Source organism: Nostoc sp. 'Lobaria pulmonaria (5183) cyanobiont' (genome assembly GCF_002949795.1).
GTDB lineage: Bacteria > Cyanobacteriota > Cyanobacteriia > Cyanobacteriales > Nostocaceae > Nostoc.
This window is the reverse complement of record NZ_CP026692.1, coordinates 1,565,305-1,585,278: the sequence shown is the minus strand read 5'-3', so window position 1 is coordinate 1,585,278 and position 19,974 is coordinate 1,565,305. Positions and strand designations below refer to the sequence as shown.

General features: G+C 41.5%; 23 protein-coding genes and 1 pseudogene. 13 read left to right on the top strand and 11 right to left on the bottom strand.

Translation table 11 applies throughout. The features are described 5' to 3' along the window. The first annotated feature begins 190 nt into the window (after positions 1–190). A complete protein-coding gene (locus NLP_RS06825) occupies positions 191–475 on the top strand; it encodes a YiaA/YiaB family inner membrane protein (RefSeq protein WP_104905732.1) in 285 nt (94 codons plus the stop codon). A gap of 126 nt (positions 476–601) precedes the next feature. Here the strand turns inward: NLP_RS06825 and NLP_RS06820 are convergent, their stop codons facing one another. The 3 genes from NLP_RS06820 to NLP_RS06810 are packed head-to-tail and all read right to left on the bottom strand — an operon-like array spanning position 602 to position 1,701. Beyond that, the gene (locus NLP_RS06820; RefSeq protein ID WP_104905731.1) at positions 602–1,066 is read right to left on the bottom strand and encodes a ferredoxin; all 465 of its coding nucleotides are present in this window, start codon (positions 1,064–1,066) and stop codon (positions 602–604) included. After that, on the bottom strand, positions 1,066–1,452 hold the full coding sequence (locus tag NLP_RS06815) for a DUF1257 domain-containing protein (protein ID WP_104905730.1): 387 nt from the start codon (positions 1,450–1,452) through the stop codon (positions 1,066–1,068). The genes NLP_RS06820 and NLP_RS06815 overlap by 1 nt, the downstream gene beginning before the upstream one ends. A 39-nt stretch (positions 1,453–1,491) precedes the next feature. Next, entirely contained in the window at positions 1,492–1,701 is a 210-nt protein-coding gene (locus NLP_RS06810) for a DUF2997 domain-containing protein (RefSeq protein WP_104905729.1), read from the bottom strand. Positions 1,702–2,226: 525 nt separating this feature from the next. Here NLP_RS06810 and NLP_RS06805 point away from each other — a divergent pair. Both NLP_RS06805 and NLP_RS06800 read left to right on the top strand, forming a co-directional pair. Then, positions 2,227–2,772: a protein-tyrosine phosphatase family protein gene (locus NLP_RS06805; RefSeq protein ID WP_104905728.1), complete on the top strand. Its 546-nt coding sequence runs from the start codon at positions 2,227–2,229 to the stop codon at positions 2,770–2,772. Between the two features lie 46 nt (positions 2,773–2,818). Next, positions 2,819–3,523 (top strand): SAM-dependent methyltransferase, encoded by a 705-nt coding sequence (locus NLP_RS06800; RefSeq protein ID WP_104909796.1) that lies wholly within the window; start codon positions 2,819–2,821, stop codon positions 3,521–3,523. A gap of 197 nt (positions 3,524–3,720) precedes the next feature. Here the strand turns inward: NLP_RS06800 and NLP_RS06795 are convergent, their stop codons facing one another. The 5 genes from NLP_RS06795 to NLP_RS06775 form a co-directional block, all read right to left on the bottom strand. Beyond that, positions 3,721–4,098: a type II toxin-antitoxin system VapC family toxin gene (locus tag NLP_RS06795; protein ID WP_104905727.1), complete on the bottom strand. Its 378-nt coding sequence runs from the start codon at positions 4,096–4,098 to the stop codon at positions 3,721–3,723. Positions 4,099–4,101: 3 nt separating this feature from the next. Continuing rightward, a complete protein-coding gene (locus NLP_RS06790; protein WP_104905726.1) occupies positions 4,102–4,356 on the bottom strand; it encodes a hypothetical protein in 255 nt (84 codons plus the stop codon). A 141-nt stretch (positions 4,357–4,497) separates the two neighbouring features. Beyond that, a complete protein-coding gene (locus NLP_RS06785; protein WP_325034753.1) occupies positions 4,498–4,701 on the bottom strand; it encodes a DUF4926 domain-containing protein in 204 nt (67 codons plus the stop codon). Between the two features lie 86 nt (positions 4,702–4,787). After that, positions 4,788–4,988, bottom strand: coding sequence for a DUF6883 domain-containing protein (locus NLP_RS06780; protein ID WP_234017237.1), 201 nt, complete (start codon positions 4,986–4,988; stop codon positions 4,788–4,790). Positions 4,989–4,994: 6 nt separating this feature from the next. Further along, positions 4,995–5,471 carry a hypothetical protein gene (locus NLP_RS06775; RefSeq protein WP_104905725.1) on the bottom strand — a complete coding sequence of 159 codons (477 nt, stop codon included), beginning with the start codon at positions 5,469–5,471 and terminating at the stop codon, positions 4,995–4,997. Between the two features lie 174 nt (positions 5,472–5,645). On the opposite strand from NLP_RS06775, the gene NLP_RS06770 reads away from it, so the two are divergent. The 6 genes and pseudogenes from NLP_RS06770 to NLP_RS06745 all read left to right on the top strand — a co-directional run bounded on the left by NLP_RS06770 (position 5,646) and on the right by NLP_RS06745 (position 9,756). After that, positions 5,646–5,891, top strand: coding sequence for a UPF0175 family protein (locus NLP_RS06770; protein ID WP_104909795.1), 246 nt, complete (start codon positions 5,646–5,648; stop codon positions 5,889–5,891). Continuing rightward, positions 5,888–6,376: a DUF3368 domain-containing protein gene (locus NLP_RS06765; protein WP_104905724.1), complete on the top strand. Its 489-nt coding sequence runs from the start codon at positions 5,888–5,890 to the stop codon at positions 6,374–6,376. Before NLP_RS06770 ends, NLP_RS06765 begins: the two co-directional genes overlap by 4 nt. A 244-nt stretch (positions 6,377–6,620) precedes the next feature. After that, positions 6,621–7,496, top strand: a complete 876-nt coding sequence (locus tag NLP_RS06760) for an ABC transporter ATP-binding protein (protein ID WP_234017236.1) — start codon at positions 6,621–6,623, stop codon at positions 7,494–7,496. Further along, a pseudogene (locus tag NLP_RS06755) lies at positions 7,424–8,029 on the top strand (ABC transporter permease); the annotation flags it as partial. The gene NLP_RS06760 and the pseudogene NLP_RS06755, both read left to right, overlap by 73 nt. A 19-nt stretch (positions 8,030–8,048) precedes the next feature. Continuing rightward, complete coding sequence (locus NLP_RS06750) at positions 8,049–8,522, top strand: MarR family winged helix-turn-helix transcriptional regulator (RefSeq protein WP_104905723.1); 474 nt, start codon at positions 8,049–8,051, stop codon at positions 8,520–8,522. Further along, a complete protein-coding gene (locus tag NLP_RS06745; protein ID WP_104905722.1) occupies positions 8,488–9,756 on the top strand; it encodes an MFS transporter in 1,269 nt (422 codons plus the stop codon). Before NLP_RS06750 ends, NLP_RS06745 begins: the two co-directional genes overlap by 35 nt. A gap of 408 nt (positions 9,757–10,164) precedes the next feature. On the opposite strand, the gene NLP_RS06740 is transcribed toward NLP_RS06745, so the two are convergent. Continuing rightward, entirely contained in the window at positions 10,165–10,521 is a 357-nt protein-coding gene (locus NLP_RS06740; protein WP_104905721.1) for a hypothetical protein, read from the bottom strand. A gap of 822 nt (positions 10,522–11,343) precedes the next feature. Here NLP_RS06740 and efeU point away from each other — a divergent pair. The 3 genes from efeU to efeB are packed head-to-tail and all read left to right on the top strand — an operon-like array spanning position 11,344 to position 14,700. Next, on the top strand, positions 11,344–12,177 hold the full coding sequence (efeU, locus tag NLP_RS06735) for an iron uptake transporter permease EfeU (protein WP_104905720.1): 834 nt from the start codon (positions 11,344–11,346) through the stop codon (positions 12,175–12,177). A 31-nt stretch (positions 12,178–12,208) separates the two neighbouring features. Then, complete coding sequence (gene efeO / locus NLP_RS06730) at positions 12,209–13,402, top strand: iron uptake system protein EfeO (protein ID WP_104905719.1); 1,194 nt, start codon at positions 12,209–12,211, stop codon at positions 13,400–13,402. A gap of 29 nt (positions 13,403–13,431) precedes the next feature. Beyond that, a complete protein-coding gene (gene efeB / locus NLP_RS06725) occupies positions 13,432–14,700 on the top strand; it encodes an iron uptake transporter deferrochelatase/peroxidase subunit (RefSeq protein ID WP_104905718.1) in 1,269 nt (422 codons plus the stop codon). Positions 14,701–14,708: 8 nt separating this feature from the next. On the opposite strand, the gene recN is transcribed toward efeB, so the two are convergent. Then, on the bottom strand, positions 14,709–16,457 hold the full coding sequence (gene recN, locus NLP_RS06720; RefSeq protein ID WP_104905717.1) for a DNA repair protein RecN: 1,749 nt from the start codon (positions 16,455–16,457) through the stop codon (positions 14,709–14,711). 315 nt (positions 16,458–16,772) lie between these two features. Here recN and NLP_RS06715 point away from each other — a divergent pair, with 315 nt between their 5' ends. Next, positions 16,773–18,764 carry an ABC1 kinase family protein gene (locus NLP_RS06715; RefSeq protein WP_104905716.1) on the top strand — a complete coding sequence of 664 codons (1,992 nt, stop codon included), beginning with the start codon at positions 16,773–16,775 and terminating at the stop codon, positions 18,762–18,764. 31 nt (positions 18,765–18,795) lie between these two features. On the opposite strand, the gene cysC is transcribed toward NLP_RS06715, so the two are convergent. Further along, positions 18,796–19,368, bottom strand: coding sequence for an adenylyl-sulfate kinase (gene cysC / locus NLP_RS06710; protein WP_104905715.1), 573 nt, complete (start codon positions 19,366–19,368; stop codon positions 18,796–18,798). Positions 19,369–19,974 lie beyond the last annotated feature (606 nt).

The window sequence follows — 19,974 nt, the reverse complement described above, 5'->3', positions numbered from 1 at the left end:
ACCTGTTTAAGTCCAGTTATGAAACTGGTCTTACTATTGATACCAGTAAACCTACCAATAAATATAATTACTGTTAACACCAATTCTCCAAAACTAAACTATAGATACAAGTTTGGAAACCTAAATGAATTACGCTTCTTAATTACAAATCAAGAATTGATATTAATAAGTCATATCAAAGGTAGGAAATATGCAAACAATTGGTACCCAAAAAGACAGTGCAGCTTGGGTTATTCAAACTTGGGCAGCTTTTGTGATTTCTATTTCTATGACCACCTTCGGCATTGTAAACTTACCTGTAAATGGCTGGGTGAAAGGCTTTATGGGTATGGGTATGGCTTTCTCTGTTGGCTCAACTTTTACTTTGGCAAAAACTACTAGAGATTTGCATGAAACTAGAAGATTAACTGCTAGGTTAGACGAGGCAAAAGTAGAAAAATTACTTTCACAACACGATCCTTTAAATTTAAAATGAAGAAAGTTAGCCCTTATAAGGAATTCTAAATTCCAAATTATCCCTGGATCAGAAATTAACTACATAACGAAAAACAAAAGGACTGGATATACCAGTCCTTTCTTATATTGATTTAACGTTTTTATCTTAATAACGGGATTTTTTGGTCTTCAATTTTTGCTTTTTACGCCGACGTTCGCTAGCAACAACTGCCTGTTCTACCGGATAACCCACTAAAGGAATTACCTGATATTTGCGTTCTTCTTCTAGCTTTTTCAGTTCAGTGTAATCAACCCAGTGAATACAATCAACCGGACAAGTGTCAATTGCCTCTTGGATAATTTCCTCACCGTCCCCATCTTGCCGAACTACGCGCGATCGCCCGTAATCTGGTTCAATGTAAAAGGTGTTACGCGCAACATGAGCGCAATGCTTGCAACCAATGCAGGTGATTTCGTCAACATAAACACCATTTTGGCGCAATACACCGCCCAATTCTGGTTCTAAACCAGAACGTTCTGGGGCATCCCGTAAAAAACCCCCTAATTCTGGTTCCAAACCGGAACGATTCTCTTCTTCTTGTTCTTCCAGCGACGGCAGAAAATCACCCATTACGCACTCCAGCGCTGTACTACCAGGCGAATTGAACCATCTTCATTTTTTTGTTGTTCAGAGACTTGAAAACCAACACGAGCAGTTTCTTTCACAACTGTTTGATAAGCATAGCGCTGTGTTACCTGGCGCAAAAATCCATCTACAGACAGACCTAGCTGCCAATATTGTAAGTCAGCCACCAGTTCATATTCTTTGCCATTCCATCTAAAACCGATGTCATAGCCATTTTCCTGCTCAATACTAATTTCCGCAGGATGGGTTTGACCGCGATAGCCACGGACTTCGCGTGGGCCGGGTTTCCAGTCTACGCCCAATTCAGTCAAAGCATCTTTCAAAGAATCAAGGTTACGGATTTGAGTCTTAATTTGGCTAAAGTGTGACATGGTGGTTGTGAATTAATAACATTAAACTACTGTGAAAACTTACCAATCGCTGTAAGTGGTGTGTGTATTCGCCACATTAGATTGCTGCACCTTAGCGGCGAAATATTCTGAGGTTGGCTCATGACTAAGTACTTGCCCCAGCTGCGCCTCTATTGCTGCTGTAACCTCAGCGCAAGAAGCACCCACAATGCCAGTGACTTTCTCTTGTACCCGACCGTCTGGATAAATTATGAACTCTAATGTCTCCATTCTTTTGGCCAACCAGGATAAGTACGCTTAAATTTTACTGCCTTGGCAGAAGGCTACAAATATAGCCGTAGGAACATTTTTAGATACAAACTTGCCATTTCTTAACTAATGTTCCATGTTTCAACATATATGTCTCAGAATCTTTACAAAACTTATTATTATTATAAGCACACACATCAGTATTTAGTTAGTTTCTCTTAACCTCATTGATTAGTCAAGGTAACAACTGGAGCTAGCTAAGTAAGCTGCAAAAGTCCTAAAAATAAGCATTAGAGGTAGTATGGCCAGCAAGATAGTTCACAAAAATATAAAATTTCTTGAAAAACTTTATTCTTACGATTCCATTTAGCTTATTATATTAGGATTTTCCAGAGCGTAGTGTCAGACCTACAGCAAGATCGTGAGGTATACTTACGTAGCCATTAGTGACTTTAGGTAGCATTGGGTGTAAAGAGATTTTTAAACTGTGATCGCTATTTTCTACCATTGGTGAGATTTGACAACCTCGACTCTAAACAGTTAAATATGTACAAGTTTGCCCCAGCTTGGGAGAAAGAGCAAATAGTCTTTGGTGCTGCGCGGCCTGGATATACTGACAAGAAGGTTCAAGATTGGATAGAATTCATAAAGCGCCAAGATATCAAGCGTGTTTGCTGTCTTCTTGCTGAACAACAGCTAGCTTCTTACTCCGATCTTTTAAACATATACAAACAGGAATTTGGGAATCAACTAGTTTGTTGGGCACCAATTATAGATTTCCATTTATCTGATTTAGAACCCCTCACACAGAAAATACTTCCTTTCTTAATAGAAGCTGATAAACAAAATGAGAAAGTAGTTGTACATTGTTCTGGTGGAATTGGACGTACTGGACATGTGTTAGCGGCATGGCTAGTTAGTGTCCGAGGATTATCAAATCAAGCTGCAATAAATGCTGTCAAGAGAACAGGTAGAAATCCTTATGAAGCTGTGATCGCTGCTGTGTTTAGAGGTAGAAATCCCTTGACAGTTGTAAAAGAACTTGATGTGCTTCTGAATGATTGCCGTCTGGTACTGCATAAAACATTTTAAGTTTACTATTATCCTGTTTAATCAGTATATTTACAAGGTAAATTCTATGGCAATGGTTCTAGATCAAGTAGTTCCTTTTGGGAGGTCAATGGATGAATATATAAAAATATTCAATTTAACAAATGCAGATTTAAATAAAAGAATCATTGGGATTGGGGATGGGCCAGCAAGCTTTAATGCAGAAATGACGCGTCACGGTAAAAGTGTGGTTTCTATTGATCCACTGTACCAATTTTCCAGTGATGAAATATTGAAAAGATTTAATGAAGTGGTAGATAACATCATTAATCAAGTTAAGGCTACATCAAATGATTGGGTATGGAGCTATCATAAATCCCCGGATGATTTGCGGCACAATCGAGTCAAAGTTATTCGAGAATTTTTGTCTGATTATGAGACTGGCAAAAAGAGCAACAGATACAGAGTCGGTGAATTGCCAAAATTGGCTTATGATAATCAAAAGTTTGATATAGCTCTTTGTTCGCATTTATTATTTTTATATTCAGACCATCTCGATTACGATTTTCATCTAAATTCAGTAGGTGAGATGTTGCGTATTGCTAAAGAAGTTAGAATATTTCCCCTGATAACTTTAATGTGGAAACATTCACAACATTTAGATGAAATAGTTAAATATTACACTTCAAAGGGTTATAACATAGATATTCAAAAGGTTGAATACGAACTACAGCCTGGTGGAGATAAAATGTTAAAGATAACCAGAGATGTTAATATAATTCGTAATTCGTAATTTTTAAATGCTTATAAAGTATACATCAGAGCCATTGTAAGACAACTAATATTTACGCACTATAATCAAACTGACCGCATTACACAAAGAAACAAATTTTAGCTTCTATATTATTTTTTTATAATTTTAGTGCTGCGATCGCTCTCAAAACTACCAGATGCGATGTCTACGACGGGCTACGCCTACGCACTTTTCTCTTAACTGGGTTTATCAGACTCAAACGGATTCCACAAGTGAAATTGTGGAATCCAACAGAAATCATCTGTATTTCTTGTTATCAAAGTTAGTCCATACACCAAAGCAGTGCCGGCAATAATTGCATCACCTAAAGTCATTCGTTTCTGTTGTCGCAGAATTACCGCTTGATTTAACACATCTTCAGAGATTGGTAAAACCTGAGCAACTTGAAAAAACTCCTCAAAATACTGGCGTTGTTCCTCTTTAAGCAGATGATAGCCTAACACTTCCAAATAACTGAGTGCTGATACTGCAGGTGCATATTCAGCAATTAACTCTCTCAATTGGACGTTTTCTGGTTGAGCAGAATATATAATAATATTGCTATCAAGCAGCACGTTTTATCGTCCCGGAAGTGAACGGTCTTGACGAGTTTCTTGCTGCCAAATAACGGGATCAACATCAGTCAAAGCTTGACTCACAGCAAGTTTTTCTAATATTTCAGCCATTCTTCTTCCCCGTGCTTGTTTATCAATGACTGATTCATTTTCCAGCAATGTAACATGAACCGTGATTTGTTGCTCTCCCAATAAAGGTACATCATCAATCCACTCTAAACGACTTCCTTTCAACCAAGCTCTGAATATTTTTAACATTATTTCACTCTCTATTTTCTATCTATCTTGGTATCGCTCTCAAAACTACAATATACAATAAGCGATCGCTAGATTCTCTATCTTGATGTGCATAAAGGTAGCCTATCGTAAATATCATTAGCATCTGCGTTTTTAGACCTATTAAGCTAGCATCATTTCTGGGACGGAATCAGGGGATGTTGGCTCAAAATGTAACACCATAATTTGCTCTGGGCGTAAACCGACAGATTCATAAGTGCGTCCATTGCGTAGGCGTAGCCCGCCGCAGGCATCGCTAAATTCAACTTCAAATGCAGCACCACCAGCTAATAATTCTACGACTGTGCCAACTTGACCACGGTACAGGTTTTATTCAGGCAGATCAGCTGTCAGTGCTACTACATCCAGCAACTTGATTGTATTTTTAGTCATCTTCTACAACTTCCAAATATTTACAGCAGATAGCAGGTTGTTAATCTTGGGATATTAAAACCTTCTTCGATAATCCAACCACTGCGAATGGTTGCACTTCTATTTTGCCATTCCAACGTGAAATCTAGAGTGTAGCTTTGTCCAAATTCATCGCGTCGTCCCAAGCGAACTTGATGAGTTTTAACTATTTCTAAAAGAATATGGCATAAATTCTTCAGCAAGACGCTTCATCGCTTTCGTGCAGGCAAGGAACCCCTGAAATCTCCGCCGTCCCAATCAAATCCATCAAGCCAGCCATCATCTTCAGCATCCCACAACAACATATATGCAAGTAACAAGGTATTGATAAATCGCTCTACAGGAATTTCCCAATGTCTAGCCATCTTGTCTAATTGCACTTTTGTTATTGAATTCGATGATGCAAAACACTGCAACACATCATCGTGGCTACAAGACCATCCAGAAATGAATTTATCAAAATAAGGTTTATATTTCTCTGTTGGATGAGGTTTCTTAAAGTTAGTAAAGCGAACTTCTTTAAAGAAGTCTAGTTTTAGACCAGCAACAAGCCCATCAGAATCTTTACCATCAATATAGTAATAAAGTGAAGTACCTTGACCATTAAAACTGCGAGCAGCACGAATAATTCTAGGAGTGACGAAATCATCTCCCTCGAAATCTGCAAGAACATCCTTTATTGCCATATAGACCGTATTCAGTACTCAAGTATTATTCTTAGGGTTCCCCAACTAGAACAAAACGTTACATTATGACATGAACAATATTTATAAAAAGGATACGGTTCGGTTTATTTACCTGATTATCACTTGGCGATGCCCAAGCTGCTTAGAATAGTAGTGATAGAAAGGATTGTAATTATGAACGTCGTCATTCCTAACGAAATATTAACCGCAACTCGGATGACTGAGGGCGAAATGAAGCAGGAAATTGCAGTCATGCTCTTTCAAAAAGATAAGTTAACCCTTGCTCAAGCCAGCCGATTTGCAGGGATAAACCGTATAGCATTTCAGCATCTACTCGCAAGTCGTCAAATTTCAGTGCATTATGGGGTCGAGGATTTTGAACAAGATATAGAAAACTTGCGGGCGATGGGTAGACTGTGATCGTTGTCAGTGATACTTCGCCCATTAATAACCTCGCCGCCATTAACCATCTTCATTTACTACAACAGCTTTATGGAACAGTCCTAATTCCTGAAGCTGTCTACCGAGAACTAACTGATCCCAACTTTCCAGTTGCAGGTGCAATTGAAGTCCAAACTTTTATCTGGATTCAAACTCGTCCAGTTCAAGATCGTATACTGGTTGAAGCACTCAGCAATGAGCTGGATATTGGTGAAGTTGAAGCGATCGCTCTAGCGCTGGAAATGAAAGCAGATCAAGTTTTGATTGATGAACGTCGTGGTCGCATGGTTGCAGCTAGGCTAAATCTTGGTTACACAGGGATTTTAGGAATCTTAGTTGAAGCTAAAAGTCAAAGGCTGATTTCTGCTGTGAAACCTTTGTTAGATGCTCTGATTAACCAAGCAGGATTCTGGATAGCGGAACCTTTATACAAGAGGGTTTTGCAGCTTGTTGATGAAAATTAAATACGGCATAGACTTTCTAACTGAGCAGCAGTAGGCATTCTGAAAATTTTTCACCTATTAACCATTCTAGCAAGTGTTTGCGGTTAATTTGTCAGTGATACTTCGCCCATTAATAACCTCGCCGCCACTCTACTGAGTTTCTTGTTACTCTAATTCAAATTTATGCCAGAGTCTATTGACTTCTGGTAATTATATTGAGAAGCTAATAGTTAGTTTTACTAATTAAAACTGGTGCATCAAATTTGTGACAATACTGACGGGAAAAATAAATCGATCGCAACCTCAAGAAGAACCAAAACCGTTGATTTTGGAAACTCAGGGACTCACACGCCGTTTTGGGAAGTTAACCGCAGTTAATAACCTGAACATATCTGTGGAACAGGGCGAAGTGTTTGGACTGCTTGGCCCCAATGGCGCAGGGAAAAGTACAGTTATTAAAATGTTGACAACGTTACTGCCTATCAGTGCAGGGAAAGCAACCTTAGCTGGCTATGATGTGGCTCGTGAATCTAATCCTGTGAGACGGGCTATCGGTTATGTCCCCCAGGCGCTCTCTGCTGATGGTAGTCTCACGGGTTACGAAAATCTCTTAATCTTCGCCAAGCTGTATGGAATACCTGCCAAAGGACGCGATCGCCGCATCTATGAAATTCTAGAGTACATGGGTTTGCAAGATGCCGCGAAACGCTTGGTACGAAACTACTCTGGTGGGATGATCCGCAAGCTGGAAATTGGCATATCAGTTCTACATCAACCCCAAATTCTGTTTCTTGATGAGCCGACTGTTGGATTAGATCCCATCGCTCGAACTCAAGTATGGCAGCTTGTACTACAACTGTGTGCTGATTACGGCACAACTATATTTTTAACAACCCACTTTTTAGAAGAAGCAGACAGCTTATGTAACCGAGTGGCAATTATGCAGCAAGGTGAAGTCGTTACCACAGGTAGACCAAGCGACTTAAAAGCTTCTTTAGATAACCCAAATGCAACTTTGGATGATGTCTTTATTCACTATACAGGCGACCAGTTAACATCAGGAGTGACTATTTGGACTTCATTTCTGCTGGCATTTTGGCTCAGAGTATTTTGTTTGTGGCAATTTTTAGCGGTGGGATGACGCTAATCTGGGAGCGAGATTTAGGGATTGTACATAAATTTCTCGCTAGTCCCACACCCCGTGTAGCGATGGTGTTAGGTAAAGCTCTAGCCTGTGGGGTGCGATGCTTATCTCAGGTAGTATTCATTTACGGATTGACATTTCTATTGGGTGTCAAACTAAATCTTCATCCTTTAGCTATTCTCCAAGTACTAGTGATAGTCATGCTGGGTGCGGGAACATTTTGTATTTTTTCATTAATCATTGGCTGTTTGGTAAAAAGCCGAGAAAGGATGACGGGTATTGGACAATTGATAACCATGCCGTTATTTTTTGCTAGCAATGCCATCTATCCGATTTCGTTGATGCCGAGTTGGTTAAAGTTCATTTCCCATTTAAATCCCTTGACTTATGAGGTTGATGCCTTACGTGGCACCATGCTGTTAAATGGTACTAGCATCTATGGCTTTGGTCTGGATTGTACAATTCTCTTATTAACATTAATAATTTTGGCGATCATTGGTGGAAAACTTTATCCACTGGTGGCCATGTAATCAGGAGAACAACAAGCCCATGACCTTGGATAAACCTAATCAAGGTGCAACTTCCGAAGAATGTGCCGCTAGAGTAATGGAGACAGTTCCATTAGTGATGCGGTTTATCCGAGCGGATATGCGTGCCCATAGTGCCGCCTTTTTATCTATACCTCAGTTGCGATCGCTGGCATTTATCAACCGTAATCCTGGTGCTTCATTATCTGACCTTGCAGAGCATTTAGGTGTCACCTCTGCTACGGCATCAGCAACCATAGAACGCTTGGTACAACGCGACTTCGTGCAACGGATCGCTCATCCTCAAGAGCGGCGGCGGGTGCTGCTCAATTTAACTGAAGATGGAAAGCACCATCTAAAGCAATCCCAAGATCAAACTCGCGCTCATATTACCGACTTGCTGAAAGGTCTTACAGAAGACCAAATTTCCAATATTGAAGAAGGCTTAACTCTACTAAAAAATGTCTTCGAGAAAACAGAACTCAAAGCCCCATAACTCTGAGGTTGCACAGCACGATCCCTTTGCAGCTTTTAAGTTTCGAGACTATCGGCTATTTACCATTGGACGGCTGGTACTGTCCGTGGGATCGCAAATGCAAACTGTAGCTATCGGCTGGGAACTCTATGAGCGGACTAACTCAGCGATAATTCTAGGTGGTGTGGGACTGGCGCAAGTCTTGCCAATGATTGCTCTCACCTTGATTACCGGACATGTGGCTGATCGCCGCGAGCGCAAACTCATCATGTTACTGTCAGTGATGCTGCTAGCTCTCTGTTCGCTAGCTTTGGCAGTGCTTTCTTATACTAAAGGTGCAATTTTTCTAATTTACGCCTGCTTGGTATTAACAGGTGTCGCTAGAGCATTCCTCAGACCAGCGAGTGATGCTCTGATGTGGCAGTTGATACCTGTGAGTGCGTTTACCAATGCAGCAACTTGGAATAGTAGTAGCTTTCAGTTAGCCGCAGTCATCGGCCCAGCCTTTGGAGGATTTGGGATTGCGCTGTTGGGAAGTGCTACAGGAGTGTATATAGCAGCAGCGATCGCCGCGTTGCTGTGTTTTATTTTAACAGTACCGATTAAAGAGCAAAAAGCCATCCGCACAACTGAGCCAATCTCACTCAAAGCACTTGCAGCTGGTGCTAAATTTGTTTGGCAGAATCAGTTAATTTTAGCAGCGATCACATTAGATATGTTTGCTGTATTGTTGGGTGGTGCGATCGCGTTGCTACCCATCTTTGCCAAAGATATTTTACATGTGGGGCCAGTGGAATTAGGATACCTACAAGCAGCCCACTCCATCGGTGCTTTGACTATGGCGATTACCCTGGCGTATTTACCACCACTACGCAAAGCAGGCCCAGCCTTATTATGGTCAGTGGTTGGCTTTGGGGTTGTCACAATTATCTTTGGACTTTCTCGTTCTTTTTGGCTGTCTATGTTGATGCTGACCCTTGGTGGCGCACTAGATAGTATTAGTGTTGTGATTCGCCATACATTAGTTCAAATCAGAACACCGGATCATTTGCGTGGTCGGGTTGCTGCTATCAATAGCGTGTTTATTAGTGCCTCGAATGAGTTGGGGGGCTTTGAATCAGGCTTGACTGCTGCATTGTTTGGCCCGGTGATTTCGGTTGTGGGTGGTGGAATTGGTACAATTGTAGTAGTGATTGCTACAGCTATGATTTGGCCGGGAATTCGGAAGTTAGGGGCTTTGCAGGAGTATAAATAGAAGTACTAATCTATAAAATCTAACTATATGTATGGTGTGTTAGGACGGAATCCGTAACGCACCAAAAATCTCGCAAGGTGCGTTACGCTTTGCTAACACACCCTGCGTATATTTCAAAAATCAAATATGAGTCCTATATCAGCAAAATAACGCCTTCAAAAGGTAGGATTGTTTCAATATAAAAAAGAAAATGGTAGTATCAGATGATCAAGTCATAGCTACTACCATTTATTCCATAGATAACATTTGTCTTACCCCAGCAATAGATAACAATCACAATATCTTAGCTTTTGCATAAGGTAGGATTTTTGTTTAGCGATTGCACATCGCGTCATTAAAAGGTAGAAAAACCCATATTTTTGGGATAATGTCTAACTTCAATTCGCCCTGAAATTTATGCCATTGGCACTAAGTAATTGGGAAACCGCCGCTACCTGTACCAAAAATTGGTATATTGCCTTCTTGTGGAATACCATACTTAGCAAAGTCGAAACTGCCTTCAGTGGGAATTCCAGAGCTACCCAAACTTAAGCTGCCTTCTTGTGGAATACCATACTTAGCAAAGTCGAAACTGCCTTTATTGGGAATACCATAGTTAGCGGAATCGAAGCTGCCTTCTTTTGGAATCCCATACTTATCAAAATCGAAGCTATCAGCCGTTGGGATGCCAAAAGCGCCTCCAGGTGCGAAAGGATCGCTGAGGTTGCTAGCCTGACCACCACCATTAACAGGGTTACCAAAAACAGAATTTGCATCAGATGCCATTAGAGTTAATCCTCCTATTAGGACATAAATTTTGCTTCATTAATAAATGTCAAAAAAGCTCAATTAAGCTTTATTTGTAACTTTTTTATTGTTTTTTTAAGTGTTAATATTTAGATTTTTCAACTGAATTACAGAGTGTATTTATGAAATTTACTTACTAAAAAAACCTGCGTTTATTGTAGGTTATGTCACTAAATATAAAAAAAATAACTTATTTTTACAATGAAAAATCTTTAGATGCTTGTGTCAAATCTTTAGATACTTTTACTACTAAAATTTGCAGGGTAAGATCATTTAAATTGGTATGAATCGGACTTGACAGATGGGCATCATGAGTAAAAATACAGAAATGCTGTTTTAGAGGTTGTTTAAAAAGTTGTAAAGTATACTCCTATGCAGAAAAAAGCTACGCGTAGCAGAAGGACGCATACTCCTACTGAAAAGCAAGCTACGCGTAGCGTCTCATAGAGAAGGTAGTTCAATAATTTTCATAATGGCTACAATTGTTACCCAAAATCAACTTCAAGAGTTGCTTCCAGACGAGCGCACACATATTTACGCTGTCGATTGGGATGTAGAAGATTCTGACAGGTGACAAAATAGACTGGAAACAACTTCTAGCAAAGCGTTGCAGGAGTTCTCTATTGATTTACTTGAGTAATAAATAACAGTCTGCAATATTTGACAAACTGTCATTTAGACGCAAAATTTATGCTTCCAGGATTTTAGAGCTTTTTTAACTCGAAGTTATATACAAATGTTCTCAAGTAAGTTATTATTCTCATGATGATTTGATAGTAATTATAGTTAATAAGTTTATTCATGCTTTTTCCCTTTTTGATCATGTTCCGAGAGGGCGTTGAAGCTGCACTTGTCGTGGGTATCATTGCCAGTTATCTCAAGCAAACTGGTCGTACCCATTTGATGAAGTCAGTCTGGATCGGAATTGTACTAGCGACTTTTGTATGTCTAGCAGCTGCGATCTTCTTGCAAATATCTAGTCAAGATTTTCCCCAACAAGAACAGGAATTATTTGCAGCTGTAATTTCCATCGTCGCAGTTGGGGTTCTTACCTGGATGGTTTTCTGGATGCGCCGTGCTGCTCGTTCGATTAAAGGTGAGTTACAGTCCCAAGTTGAAGCTGCGATTCAATCGGGTGATAAGGGAGGTATAGCACTAGTGGGGATGGCATTCTTTGCAGTACTGCGGGAAGGTCTGGAAACAGTAGTGTTTCTGCTGGCCACGTTTCAGCAAAATTTGGGAATTCAAGCTCCTGTGGGGGCATTGTTTGGATATGCAGCCGCAGTAGCCGTCGGTGTAGGCATCTATCAGGGTGGTATCCGCATCAACTTGAGGCGATTTTTTAAATGGACAGGAGCCTTCATTATATTAGTTGCCGCTGGACTCTTAGCCAGTGGGGTGAGAGCCTTTCATGAAGCGGGAGTGTGGAATTCATTGCAAACAGTGGTATTTGATGCTAGTGGGATACTTCCCAATAACGGGTTTGTTGGTTCACTTTTGGCAGGATTTTTTGGCTACAACGATGCCCCTACTGTAAGTGAGGTGATCGTTTATTTTGGCTACCTAATTCCTACCATGCTGCTGTTCTTGTTAGGCGGTAACGCTGGACAGAAGACTACCACAAGTCATTCCTAGCAACTTCAATAATTTTTAGGAAAATACAACAATGAAAAATTTTTTAAAGCACTCAACAATTATCTGTCTGATTGCCTTGACAGTAGCTGCCTGTGAATCCAAGAAATCAAGCGATACTTCTGGGAATAATTCTCCAGAAGCTAAAACTGTAGCTAGCGATACCTCTGCTACCAATTCTACGGAAACTGCTTTGACTGTGACAGATAAAGGTTGCGAACCCAATCAGCTAACAGTAGCATCTGGGCAAAACAACTTTGTGGTTACTAATAAAAGCAGCCAACCTCTAGAGTGGGAAATTTTGTCTGGGGTGAAAGTCGTAGAGGAACGAGAAAATATTGCTCCTGGCTTTGTTCAGAAAGTCAAAATCAATCTAGAACCAGGTGAGTATGATATGGGTTGCGGTTTACGCAGCAATCCCAAAGGAAAACTCAGTGTAAAACCTGGACAAGGAGATTCTCAAGCCAAGGGGACTGTAGATCAAGGTCAATTAGTTGGTGCGATCGCAGAATATAAAGTCTACGTCACTAAAGAAACTGACCAACTAGTGGCAGACAACAAGACCTTCACGGATGCTGTGATTGCTGGAGACGTTGCCAAAGCCCAGAAACTCTATCCGTCTACTCATGCCCACTGGGAACGCGCAGAACCGATAGCGGAACTTTTCTCCGACCTCGATAAAACGATGGATTCCCGTGCTGATGACTTTGCTAAAAAAGAGGCCGACCCAGAATTCACTGGATACCATCGCATAGAGAAAGCTTTATTCCAAGACAAAACTACAAAAGGCATGAAACCCTTTTCCGAAAAGCTACAGAAAGATGGACTAGAGCTACAAAAGCGCATTGCTACCTTGACCATTGAACCGAAAAATATGGTTGGCGGTGCTGCTGGCTTAATTGAAGAAGTGGCTGCTACCAAAATTTCTGGGGAAGAAGACCGCTACAGCCATACTGACCTCTGGGACTTCAGCGCTAATGTGGATGGTTCGCAAAAGATTGTGGAGTTATTGCGCCCCGTCATTCAAAAAGCCAACCCAGATTTATTAGCGCGTGTGGATGCAAATTTCACCAAAGTTGACCAAAAACTTGCCAAATACAAAACCCCTGATGGTGGTTTTGCTACCTACGATAAGGTAAGTGAAGCAGACAAGAAAGACATGAAAACAGCGATCGCTGCCCTTTCTGAAGATTTGTCTCAGTTGCGCGGCACTTTGGGCGTTAACTAATTGATGAAGAATTCCTAGAGGAGTAAATTATGTCCATTACAAAGCAACCAAGTTTACGCATTACTCCCCGCATCAGCCGTCGTGACTTGTTAATCGGCATGGCAGCAGCAGGTGGAATAGCAGCTTTGACGACTTTGGGTTATCGGACTCTTCTGGGAACACCTCTTGACCCATCTGAAGAGGTCGTGCCGTTCTTTGGGCTTCACCAAGCAGGTATTCTTACCCCTACTCCTGCTGCGGGTTTGATGGTTGCATTTGATACAACTGCTACAAAGAAGGCAGATTTAGTGCGGTTGTTCAAAACTTTAACTGAGCGCATCCAGTTTCTGATGGCAGGGGGAACACCCAAGCCGCGCGACCCCAAATTTCCACCCAGTGATTCCGGGATTATGGGTCCAGAGATTGCTCCTAATAACCTGACAATCACCCTAGCTGTGGGTAACTCACTGTTCGACAACCGCTTTGGACTCGCCAACTTGAAACCAAAGCGGTTAGATACTATGGCCAATTTTCATAATGACCAGCTTGACCCAGATTTATGTCATGGGGATATACTGTTACAATTCTGTGCGAATACTGAGGAATCGAATCTCCACGCTTTACGCGACATTATTAAGAACTTGCCTGACTTGCTCACTTTGCGTTGGCAAATAACTGGGTTTCTGCCGCCGAATACCCACAAAAAACAAGGCAAATCTACAGTGCGTAACCTGCTTGGTTTTAAAGATGGGACGGCAAATCTAAATGCTAGTGACGAAAAGTTGATGAACCGGATTGTCTGGGTACAGCCAAACAGTGGTGAACCCGCTTGGACAGTAGGGGGAAGTTATCAAGTGGTGCGGGTAATCCGCAATTTAGTCGAACGCTGGGATCGTACACCACTACAGGAGCAAGAGACAATTATTGGCCGAAACAAGGAAATTGGCGCACCCTTGGGGATGAAGCACGAGAAAGATATTCCCAATTATGATCAAGACCCTAAAGGTCAACAAATCCCCCTAAATGCTCATATCCGCCTTGCTAATCCTCGCAAATCAGAGTCGAGTTTGATTCTGCGGCGTGGTTTCAATTATTCACGCGGGTTTGACAAATCTGGACAGTTAGATATGGGTTTATTGTTTGTCTGTTTTCAAGCTGATTTAGAGAAGGGCTTTGTAACAGTACAAAATCGCCTGATTGGGGAACCTTTGGAAGAATATATTCGCCCTATTGGTGGTGGATATTTCTTCGCTTTACCTGGTGTCAAAGCTGAAGGAGGTTATCTCGGTCAGTCATTTCTAGAAGCATCAACGGTGTAGATTGATGTTTAATTTTTAATTTTTTGACGGTGATTAGCAGCTTGTAATAGCAGAGATTCTGCAAAAGCGATCGCATCACTTGCAGATTTACCACCAGCTAATTGCGCTAGTTCTTCCCGGCGAGTAGTTAAATTATCTAAGGTAGTAACTCGCACAACGGTACGCTGTTCAGTATTGCCATTGTTAGCTTTTTTACCTTTCCCTTGATTGATAGTTTGCTTATCTACACGGAAATGCCGATCGGCCATGGCCGCAACTAAAGGCTGGTGGGTAACACACAATACTTGGTTGCGTTGACTTAGCTGGTGTAATTTTTCCGCGATCGCTTGGGCTACTCTTCCCGAAACCCCGACATCAATTTCATCAAATACCATTGTCCCAGCCACATCAACCTGAGAAAAACAAGCTTTCAGCGCTAGTAAAAAGCGGCTCATTTCCCCGCCAGAAGCAATTTCCGTTAAAGGTTGCAGTGGTTCTCCAGGGTTAGAACTAAATGTAAAGGTAATTTTATCTGCTCCCATCGCAGTTGGGAAAGCTGGTAATATTTCAACCAGAAACTTTACCTTTTCCATCGCTAGGGGCTTGAGTTCAGCTATCAAACGTGCTTCTAAATTAGCAGCCGCCTTACTCCGCAATTGAGTTAGCTGATTACTTGCTTGGGTAAGTTTCTCAAAACACGCCTTTTCGTGCTGTTCCAGACTTTCGATAGATTGTTCGCTGTCGTTAAGTTGGGCTAATTCTGCTTGGATACGTTGGTAATAAGCGATCGCTTCTGTAAGTGTCGGCCCATACTTGCGGCAAATTTGCTTTAACTCCCGAATTCGTTCTTCCACCTCTTCCAACCGTTGCGGATCGGCTTCCAAACCATCTCCATAAGCATTAATCTGCCTTCCCACTTCCATTACCGCAGCTTGCGCGTCCCGCACCAATTCTAATAGATGTTGTAGTTGGGTATCGTATTCCACCATGTCATTTAATGTCGCCTCACTGTCTCCCAATAAATCTGCGGCGGCGGGAGTTTCATGATCATTTTGATACAAAGCCTGATAAACTTTGTAACTCATTTGTTGTAAATCGACGACATGATTCAGGCGTTCCCGTTCTTGTCCCAACTGTTCCAATTCATTAGGCTCACTGAGATTGGCTGCTCCCAGTTCTTGCACTTGATAAGTCAGCAAGTCGAGTTGTTGCAACCGTTCCCGTTCTGATGTCCGACGTTTTTCTAGTGCTAAATGCGCCTGTTGGTAACTACTAAAGCTCGTGGCGACTTTATGACGCTGCTGCATCAAGGAGTCGCCGCCATACAAATCTAACCAGTCACGGACTTGGGCAGATTGTCCAACTTGTACCGTTTGACCTTGGGCGGTAATTTCCACCAAGCGATCGCGCATTCCTACCATAATCTGCCGATTTACCAACACTCCATTCACCCGCGATCGACTACGGACATTACTAGCAGTGGCTGTGATTTCTCGGCTAATGACTACAGAATTCTCATCAAGCAAATCTATTTCTTGTTCGGTCAACCAAGCCGCTAGGGGGGCGTTTGAGGTGAAAGTAGCTTCTACCATCGCCCGATTTGTCCCCGTGCGAATGACTCGACTAGAGACTTTACCGCCCAAAGCGGCATCAATGGCATCCAAGATAATAGATTTTCCAGCGCCGGTTTCACCTGTTAACACATTTAGTCCCGCGCCAAATTCCAATTCCAATTGGTCAATTAGGGCAAAGTTTTCGATTCGCAGGCAAAGCAACATCAAGCCAAATTCTCCATGAGGGCAGATGCCAGATACTTCTAACTTACAAGACAATAAAAATATGATCTTTCAGCAACTAGCAATACCTACTACTATTGAATTAGTATGCCCGTTTAAGTGTAGCAGACCTATTAGTACTAAGGAATAGGTGGAGGCGGGAAAGATGAGGAAGAAATAACCAATGCCCAATACTTCAACTTACCTCGGCTCCGCTCGGCACGAGTCGCTCAGTACAAGTGCCCCATTCCAAATTCCCAATTTCTAAACATATTGTTACAATACTTAATGTGATCGTTCTGACTGGTGGCTTTCTTCATGATTGTTAAGACACTTCCCCCTAGTTCCCGACCGATTCAGGAGGACAGTCGCAACGGCACAAATCGCCGAGGCGACGAACTGGACGTTATTGATGTAGTACCAGAAGATGGTACACCAAGCTTAGTTGTACGCTCGCCAAGACTTTTAGCAGCTCAAAAAGCGAGGACAACAGCGCAACCTGAAACGCTTTACGATCCCGTGGGCATAGCGGCGCATTACCAAAATAGAAAAGTGCAAGTTTTACGGCGGATTTTTGCCGTATTGGGGCCGACTCTATCCTTTGTTTTTGGATTGTGGTCGGATAGTAAACGGGGAATTGTCGTCAAAAATGACCGCCGCCGAGCCACTCAGCTACGAGTATTGCTAACCCAATTAGGGCCTGCTTACATCAAAATTGGACAAGCTTTGTCCACCAGACCGGATCTAGTTCCTCCCGTATACCTAGAAGAATTAACTAAACTACAAGACCAATTACCGCCTTTTGCCAACGAAATTGCTTACCAGTTTATCAAAGAAGAATTAGGCGCACCTCCAGAAGAGGTTTACGCCGAACTCTCGGCCCAGCCAATTGCTGCGGCTTCATTGGGGCAAGTGTATAAAGGTAAGCTAAAAACTGGCGAAGAAGTCGCCGTTAAAGTTCAACGCCCCGACTTAAGAGAGGGGATTACCATTGACTTGTATATCTTGCGTAACCTGGCCGCTTGGGTACAGAAAAAGGTTAAACGGGTAAGAAGTGACTTAGTTGGGATTCTCGATGAATTAGGCGATCGCATCTTTGAAGAGATGGACTACATCCACGAGGGTGAAAATGCCGAGCGATTTTTCGAGTTATACGGTCATATAAAAGACGTATATGTACCGAAAATTTACTGGGAATACACCAATCGCCGCGTCTTGACGATGGAGTGGATTAACGGCACTAAATTAACCCAGACAGAAGAAATTAGCGCCCAAGGGATAGATGCTCGTTACCTAATTGAAGTGGGTGTGCAGTGTTCCTTACGCCAGCTGCTAGAACATGGATTTTTCCACGCCGATCCTCACCCTGGTAATTTGTTAGCAACAACTGATGGCAAATTGGCTTATCTCGACTTTGGGATGATGAGCGAGATTAAGCCACCACAGCGTTATGGATTGATTGAAGCGATCGTCCACGTTGTCAACCGCGACTTTGAAGGATTAGCAAAAGACTACGTTAAGTTAGATTTTTTATCACCAGAAACCGATTTAACACCAATTATCCCAGCTTTTGCCAGAGTTTTTGCTGATGCCCAAGGAGCCAGTGTTGCCGAACTCAACATTAAAAGCATCACCGATGAACTATCAGCTTTGATGTATGAGTATCCTTTCCGTGTACCACCCTATTACGCCTTAATTATTCGCTCCCTTGTGACGCTCGAAGGTATTGCAATATATATAGATCCAAACTTTAAAGTTCTCAGCGAAGCTTATCCCTACGTTTCTAAACGCCTGTTAACAGACCCAGCACCGCAATTAAGAGCATCATTGCAAGATTTGTTATTTAAAGATGGCAGATTTCGCTGGAATCGCTTAGAAAACTTGTTAAAAAATGCGCGTAATAGTCAAGACTACGACTTTAATTTAGTGCTGAATCAGGGGATAGAATTTCTGTCATCTGAACGCGGTGCTTTTATTCGTGACAAGCTAGTAGATGAATCTGTTAACGGACTCGATGCTTTAGGTAAAAATATTTTGCATAACTTTACCTCCTTGTTGCGAGAACGGGTAGGATTGACAGCAGTTAATAAAACTCCAGCAGCTACAGTTGAGCAACAACAAACCTTGGAGCATATCAAACGTATATTAGGTATTCTCCAAGAAACAAGAGGCTTTGATCCAGTGCAACTTACATCCCAAATTGCCCAGTTATTGGTAAATTCTGATGTACAACGTTTAGGTCAACAAATTGCCAACCGCTTCACACAGAAAGCTGTAGCCAGGTTAATTCGGCAATTATTGGCATCTTAGTAAAAGTTATGAGTTAAAAACTTTATTTAACTCATAAACCATTCATTCTAGCAACTATATAACCCAACTTTTCTAGCTTTTCTAAGACCTTAGTTGCACTTTGAGCAACGCTTTCCTGGTTAGTTTTGCATTCGACTTCAGGACAGAGTGGTATTTCATAAGGATCGTCAATACCAGTAAAGTGCTTAATTTTGCCAGCTCTTGCTTTTTTATATAACCCTTTTACGTCTCGCTGTTCACAAACTTCTAATGATGCATTAACGTACACTTCAATGAAATATGGAATACTTTGGCGCACTTCTTCCCGAATTTCACGGTACGGTGAAATAGCTGAAACCAATACAATCACATTATTTCTGGCAAGAAGTTGAGCTACAAAACCAATGCGCCGAATATTCTCTTCTCGATCAGCTTTACTAAAACCCAGCCCTTTGCATAGGTTTTGACGTATCGCATCACCATCCAGAACTTCAACCCTGTATCCTTGTATCCGCAGTTCCTTCTCCACGAATTGACAGATAGTAGTTTTACCTGCACCACTGAGACCAGTGAACCATACTGTCACACCACACTCTTGTTGTCTCATCCTACTTTCGTCGTACATTTTAAATGGCACACCAAAAAAGCTTTTTTAGGTAATTGTGGGTCAAATAGTAATTTTATTTTTATAATCCTTTTTTAGCAGGAATTTCAGCCATTGCAAGGCAGCCCGTGTCAGCTTTGCTACTCTTACCTCTACTGATTTCGAGTGAAGGAATCGCATAATTATACGTATTTAGCTCTAAATATTTAATACAAAATATAGCGATTTATACGACGGGCTACACTTACGCATTTTCTGAACCCTAACAACGCAATTCGCCGCTATAGTAACAAAACTTGCTGTTCCAGTTCTCAATTTATTGAAGTTTTAACTAATTTTTACATTCAGTATATATACAGTTTATTTTGACTAAAACAGTCCTTATTATAACAGTAGATTACCAAATAAGATTTACCACTAGGACATTATAAAAAACTAAGTTCAAAATATCTGCAAAGTTATATCCAGTGCAGCTTTATGGCGGCACAACCCATTATCTGGGGGCGATTCCTTTAGGTGCTGTTTCTGGTACAGGCTTGTTTATTGACAATGATGGCACGCCTAGTAGTCTGTTTCATTAATTTTGAGAGATTCGTAGTGAGCGATTTATCGGTCAATTTTAAGGGT

Excerpts from the sequence above, each read along its gene's own strand:
- NLP_RS06825 (WP_104905732.1), top strand. The coding sequence starts at position 191 with ATGCAAACAATTGGTACCCAAAAAGACAGTGCAGCTTGGGTTATTCAA.
- NLP_RS06820 (WP_104905731.1), bottom strand. The coding sequence starts at position 1,066 with ATGGGTGATTTTCTGCCGTCGCTGGAAGAACAAGAAGAAGAGAATCGT.
- NLP_RS06815 (WP_104905730.1), bottom strand. The coding sequence starts at position 1,452 with ATGTCACACTTTAGCCAAATTAAGACTCAAATCCGTAACCTTGATTCT.
- NLP_RS06810 (WP_104905729.1), bottom strand. The coding sequence starts at position 1,701 with ATGGAGACATTAGAGTTCATAATTTATCCAGACGGTCGGGTACAAGAG.
- NLP_RS06805 (WP_104905728.1), top strand. The coding sequence starts at position 2,227 with ATGTACAAGTTTGCCCCAGCTTGGGAGAAAGAGCAAATAGTCTTTGGT.
- NLP_RS06800 (WP_104909796.1), top strand. The coding sequence starts at position 2,819 with ATGGCAATGGTTCTAGATCAAGTAGTTCCTTTTGGGAGGTCAATGGAT.
- NLP_RS06790 (WP_104905726.1), bottom strand. The coding sequence starts at position 4,356 with ATGTTAAAAATATTCAGAGCTTGGTTGAAAGGAAGTCGTTTAGAGTGG.
- NLP_RS06775 (WP_104905725.1), bottom strand. The coding sequence starts at position 5,471 with ATGGCAATAAAGGATGTTCTTGCAGATTTCGAGGGAGATGATTTCGTC.
- NLP_RS06770 (WP_104909795.1), top strand. The coding sequence starts at position 5,646 with ATGAACGTCGTCATTCCTAACGAAATATTAACCGCAACTCGGATGACT.
- NLP_RS06750 (WP_104905723.1), top strand. The coding sequence starts at position 8,049 with ATGACCTTGGATAAACCTAATCAAGGTGCAACTTCCGAAGAATGTGCC.
- NLP_RS06745 (WP_104905722.1), top strand. The coding sequence starts at position 8,488 with ATGTCTTCGAGAAAACAGAACTCAAAGCCCCATAACTCTGAGGTTGCA.
- NLP_RS06740 (WP_104905721.1), bottom strand. The coding sequence starts at position 10,521 with ATGGCATCTGATGCAAATTCTGTTTTTGGTAACCCTGTTAATGGTGGT.
- efeU (WP_104905720.1), top strand. The coding sequence starts at position 11,344 with ATGCTTTTTCCCTTTTTGATCATGTTCCGAGAGGGCGTTGAAGCTGCA.
- efeO (WP_104905719.1), top strand. The coding sequence starts at position 12,209 with ATGAAAAATTTTTTAAAGCACTCAACAATTATCTGTCTGATTGCCTTG.
- efeB (WP_104905718.1), top strand. The coding sequence starts at position 13,432 with ATGTCCATTACAAAGCAACCAAGTTTACGCATTACTCCCCGCATCAGC.
- recN (WP_104905717.1), bottom strand. The coding sequence starts at position 16,457 with ATGTTGCTTTGCCTGCGAATCGAAAACTTTGCCCTAATTGACCAATTG.
- NLP_RS06715 (WP_104905716.1), top strand. The coding sequence starts at position 16,773 with ATGATTGTTAAGACACTTCCCCCTAGTTCCCGACCGATTCAGGAGGAC.
- cysC (WP_104905715.1), bottom strand. The coding sequence starts at position 19,368 with ATGTACGACGAAAGTAGGATGAGACAACAAGAGTGTGGTGTGACAGTA.